Genomic DNA, 5,036 nt, shown 5'->3' with positions numbered 1-5,036 from the left:
CAGCCGCCCCATGGAAAGGGCTCCGCCCGCCTGCAGTTGCCACCAGGGCCCGGTTTGGCCGGCGCTGAAACCTGCCCCGAGCGTCGCTCCTCTCAGCGTGCCGTGGCGGATCTGCCCCCGCAGCGCGGCCCCAGCAGCCCACGTGCCAAGCGTAGCGGCAGTGCCCGCCTCCCCTGGCGATGGTGCCGAGACGGCGCCGCCCACAACTGTCTCCTGCTGCACCCACCACGCTGGTGCGGCGCTTGCCGCCGCGCCGGGTGCCGCGGCAGCCCGCCCGGCTCCGGCGAAAAAGGCCAGGATCATGGCGGCCGCCACCAGCACCAGGATCCACGGGCCCAGGGAGAGCGCCGCGCTGGGCACCCGCCGTTGCGCCACGGCTTTGCCCATCGAGTACTTGACCGCCGGCACCACCAGGAGCGTCAGCAGCGTGGCGAGCGTCATGCCTCCAACGACGGTCACCGCCAGCGGCACCTCGAGTTCGCTTGCCTCGCCCCACCCCAGCGTCAGCGGGAACAACCCCAGGATGGTGGTGAGCGACGTCATCAGCACGGGCCGCAGCCTCACCGAAGCCCCTTCGACCACGGCGTCCTCGAACGAACGCCCCCGCCCCGCCAGCTGGTTGATGTGGTCGATGAGGACGATGCCGTTGTTGACCGCGATGCCGGCCAGCACGATGCCGCCCAGGATGGCGGTGACGCCGATCTTGTTTCCTGTGATCCAGAGGCCCGCGAGGCCTCCTGCCAGACCCAGCGGCACGGTGAACATGATGATGAGCGGGTCAAGCAGCGACTCGAACTGCGCCGCCATCACCATGTAAACGAGCACAACGGCGAGCGCCAGGGCCAGCCACATGTCGCCGAACGTCTCGCCGATGAGTTCATGGACGCCTGCAAGCCTCGCCCCGTGCCCGGCGGGCATATCGACCGTTCGCAGCAGCTGCTGGACCCTCTCCCCGGCCTCACCCAGCCCGATGCCCTCGACGTCGGCGTTGACGGTCACGATGCGCTGGCCGTCCCGGTGCTGGATTGACGTTGGCTCGGTGGTCTGTTCCGGCAGGGCGACGCGTTCGACGCGCACCCTCGGCGGGGTGCTGCCCGGCAGGGCGAGCCCCGTCACGGGGAGATTCAGCAACCCTTCAAGCGAGTTAACCGAGGACGGATCGGCCTTGACCACGATGGCAACCTGCTCCCCGCCCGCCTCCACCAGGTGCCCCGCCGGCGCTCCCTGCACCGCGTCCCGCAGCCCCGCTCCCACCTGCGCCGCAAGCAGCCCGCCGGTCAGCGCCCGGCCCGTGTCCACACGCAACGCCAGCGCCGGTTCCTGGGCCTGGAGCGACGTGGTCACGTTGGCAAAGCCGGGCGTCTTGTCGAGCCTGTCCGCCACCTGGCCGGCGAGGGAGGCGAGCGCCTGCCGGTCCGGGCCCATGACGTTGATGGTGACCCGCTCCGCGATGAGTTCGCTCAACACCCCGAACGACGGCGAGTCAGTCACCCGGATGCGGGCCTGAGGCGCGTCCTCGAGGACGCCCGGTACCTCACGCCGCAGTTCGCTGACGAGCTGTGCCGCGCTGCGGCTCCTCTGGGAACGGGGCTTCAGCACCACGTACAGGTTGCCTGTCGAGGTGCGTTCGCCCGAGAGGGCGGACAGGAGGTCGCCGCTGCCGGCGCTGCCCACCTGCGTCGAGACCGACTCCACCTCGGGCAACCGCAGCAGGTAGTCCTCCAGTTGCCGGGCGGCGCGGTCGGTCTCGTCCACCGGCGTGCCGGGCGGCATCTCCACCACCACACCGACCCGGCCCATGTCCACCGGCGTGAGGAACTCGACGTCCAGGCGCGGGTAAACCCACACCGCCGCTGCCGCGATGGCGCCAACTCCCACCACAACCAGCGCCCGGCGGCGGAGCACCCCGAGCAAGAGCTTCTGATAGCCCAGCCCGACCGGCTCGAACCACCGCGACCCCGCCCGCCGTCGCGCGGCCAGGGCGGAAAGGCGCTCGACCACGTCGCCGCGTTGAGCAAGCCGCAGCCGCACCGCCATCGCCGGCACTACGGTGATGGCCACCGCCAGCGACGCCAGCAGGGAATAGGTGACCGTCAGCGCCAGTTCCTGGAAGATCCGTCCAGCCAGCCCGCCCACGAAGATGACGGGCAAGAAGACGACCAGCGTCGTAAACGTCGACGCCGTGATGGCCACCCCGACCTCGGCCGTCCCCCGGGAGGCCGCCTGGTCAGGCGCATCTCCCTGCTGGGCGTGCCGGAAGATGCTCTCCAGCACCACGATGGCGTTGTCCACGAGCATTCCGATGCCGAGCCCGAGCCCGCCCAGGCTCATGAGGTTGAGCGTGAGGCCGTTGAGGTACATCAGCGCCAGGGTGGCGATGATGGAAATCGGGATGGCTACGGCTATGGTGAACGTGCTCAAGATATCGAAGAGGAACAGGTACAGCACGACCACGGCCAGAATACCGCCGATGGCGCCGTTTCGCGTCACGCTCACCAGCGCCTGTTCGATGAAGTCGGCCTGGTCGTAAATCGGCACGACGTCGAGGCTCTGCATCTCGGCCCGGTGGGCGGCCAGAGCCTTGCGGATGCGGCGGGCGACCGTGACGGTGTTCTGGCCGGACTCCTTGAAGACACTGACGAGCAGCGACGGCCGGCCGTTCACCCGGGCGTACCCTTCCGGCAGGCGGTTCACCCGCTCCACCTCGGCCACGTCCTGAAGCTCAACCACCTGCGGCAGCAACCCGGTCCCGCCCTGCCCCGGGCGCAGGATGGTGACCGGAAGCTCCCGCAGGCCGTCGAGGCTGCCGATGCGCGCCCCGGCCCGCACCTGGTAGCGCCGCCCGCCCTCGGTGAGAGGGCCGACCGGAACTTCCACGTTCTGGTAGGTGATGACCTGCGCGAGCTGCGATGGCGTCAGGCCGACGCGGGCCAGTTGCTCGGGGTCGTAGCGAACCTGGATCTCTTCCGTCGTACCACCGCTCACCAGCACCCGGCCGACGCCCTCAACCCGTTCCAGCACCGGGACGAGCTGCTCTCTGGTCGCCCGGCTCAACTGGCTGAGGTCGTCCGAACCCGTGATGCCGTACATGGCGATGGGCAACTGCGTCGGGTCGAGCCGCAGAACGACGGGGGGTTCGACGGATGGCGGCAGCGTGAGCTTGAGGCGCTGGAAAAGCTGGTTGACGTCGTTCATGAACACGGAGAGGTTTGCGCGCCAGTTGAGCTCGACGACGACCAGGGAGACGTTCTCCCGGCTGATCGAACTCGTGCGGCTCACGCCCGGAAGCGTGGAGACGCTGGACTCGATGGGGTGCGTGACCTGCTGTTCGACGGCCTCCGGGCCGGCGCCCGGGTAGACGGTGAGGACGGCGGCCACGGGGATTTCGATGTCCGGGAGCAGGTCGAGGCCCATACGGGTGAGCGAGACGCCGCCGAGCAATAAAACGGCCAGCACCACCATGCTGACCAGGATGGGGCGGCGAACGGAAGCCGCAACCAGGCGCTCCATGAGAGGCGAACTTACCCTTCGACGATCTCGGCGTCGGCAGGGAGCTGGCGCAGCGCCTGGGGCTTGAGGCCGGCGTTGATGCGAACGTCGCTCAGCGTCAGGGTGGAGAGTTCTTTGCCCGAGGGGCTGTACGTCACAACCCGTGTGGCAAGCCACGTCGAACCGTCAATCCAGACCCGCACGTAAGCGGCGTCCTCAGCAGCCCCGAGGGCGGGCCCCCGAACCAGGCCCTGCAGCAGGGAGCCAGCCCCTGCCCCGGCCCCGGATCCTCCGTCAAGCTGCGAACGGTCAACGGGGGCTTCCAGGACGTAAAGGGTCTTGCCGCCTGCCTTTTCGGTGGCGACCAGCTTCACCGAGCTGTCCTTGCCGGCCCCGGCGGCACCGGGAAGCGCTTCGAAGATGCGATCGGGCGAGAGCGACCTGACGTCGACCCCGCTCGGAAGGGCCTTTGCGAAGGGCTGTACCAGGATCTGGTTCGTCACGGGCAGGTAGACCTGCACCTGCTCCTTCTCGAAATCGATGACGTAGACCTGGTCGGCCAGGGCCGACGGCTCAACGATCTCGAGGCGCACCAGCCCGGGGGTGCGCAGGAACGCCACCTTGAGAACCGACCGGGTGCGGCGGCCCCTGGCGTCCACCGCCTCGGTGGTGAGCCGGGCGCTCGCGTCACGGATGGCCTCTACGGCCTGGCGCACCTGGGTGAGGACGGCGTCTGCCTTGGCGGCTGGCTGTGAGCCGGCCGAAGCGCTGGAACCTGAAGCGGTGGCCCCTGTGAGCCCGGTGAACGCGGCCAGAACGGCTCCGATGGTGCAAACCGTCAGAAGGCTGTTGACGCGGAGGCGGACAGGACGTGTTCGGCGTCTTGGCGCCGCCAGAGGTACGCGCATGGGACGCTCACCCCCCGCAAGACGCGGTTGACCACAGCCGGGCTAAGGCCGCCCTCATTCTAGCCACGGGGTGGGGGAGTGTCAACGAAGAGCCGGCTTCCAGCGGGCGTCTGGCCGCTCATTGCGGGGGCGGCGGATGTGGTATAATGGGCGGCGCAGCCGGTCGGCCGCATGGCCGCCGCGCGCGGAGGGGTGCCGGAGCGGCCATAACGGGGCGGTCTCGAAAACCGTTGGCTGGCATTCGCTGGCCCGTGGGTTCGAATCCCACCCCCTCCGCCACCGTCCTGCGTCACGACAGTCGCCCTCTCACCGGCGCGGAAGGGTGCTGGAGCGGACGAACAGGCACGCCTGGAGAGCGTGTGAGGTCCTACCGGGCCTCCGAGGGTTCGAATCCCTCCCCTTCCGCCATCACTGAGGTGGAGAGACCATACCCAATGGTCTTCGTAACGCCTTGGTAGAGCGCCCACGTCACCTTCACGTCGGCATGGCCGGCAAGGTGGGCTGCAGCCTTGGGATCAACCTTGGCCTCGGCTGATATGAACGAGGCCGTCAACCCCCTGCTCTGATCCGCCGGGGTGGAGCCGGGCCGGAAATGTCGTCGACGGTTGGCAGTCTGATATCCGCGGGTTGGTTACCGCA

At 69.0% G+C, this 5,036-nt stretch carries 3 protein-coding genes and 2 tRNA genes; 2 read left to right on the top strand and 3 right to left on the bottom strand.

Features of this window, described 5'->3' with window-relative positions:
• Nucleotides 1–3,510 (bottom strand): efflux RND transporter permease subunit (locus AB1609_15250; protein ID MEW6047810.1); only part of this gene is annotated, 3,510 nt, incomplete at its 3' end.
• 11 nt (nt 3,511–3,521) lie between these two features.
• Complete coding sequence (locus AB1609_15245) at nt 3,522–4,397, bottom strand: hypothetical protein (GenBank protein ID MEW6047809.1); 876 nt, start codon at nt 4,395–4,397, stop codon at nt 3,522–3,524.
• A 186-nt stretch (nt 4,398–4,583) separates the two neighbouring features.
• On the opposite strand from AB1609_15245, the gene AB1609_15240 reads away from it, so the two are divergent.
• Nucleotides 4,584–4,676: transfer RNA gene (locus AB1609_15240), tRNA-Ser, on the top strand.
• 37 nt (nt 4,677–4,713) lie between these two features.
• Nucleotides 4,714–4,805 (top strand) — tRNA-Ser (locus AB1609_15235).
• Here the strand turns inward: AB1609_15235 and AB1609_15230 are convergent.
• Nucleotides 4,765–4,950 carry a hypothetical protein gene (locus AB1609_15230; protein ID MEW6047808.1) on the bottom strand — a complete coding sequence of 62 codons (186 nt, stop codon included), beginning with the start codon at nt 4,948–4,950 and terminating at the stop codon, nt 4,765–4,767. The genes AB1609_15235 and AB1609_15230 overlap by 41 nt on opposite strands.
• Nucleotides 4,951–5,036: the final 86 nt, after the last annotated feature.

The organism is Bacillota bacterium, assembly GCA_040754675.1.
Taxonomy (GTDB): Bacteria; Bacillota; Limnochordia; order Limnochordales; family Geochordaceae; genus Geochorda.
This window is presented reverse-complemented; position numbering and strand designations above follow the sequence as displayed.

Coding starts and splice junctions, on each gene's coding strand:
- AB1609_15245 (MEW6047809.1), bottom strand. CDS start 4,397: ATGCGCGTACCTCTGGCGGCGCCAAGACGCCGAACACGTCCTGTCCGC.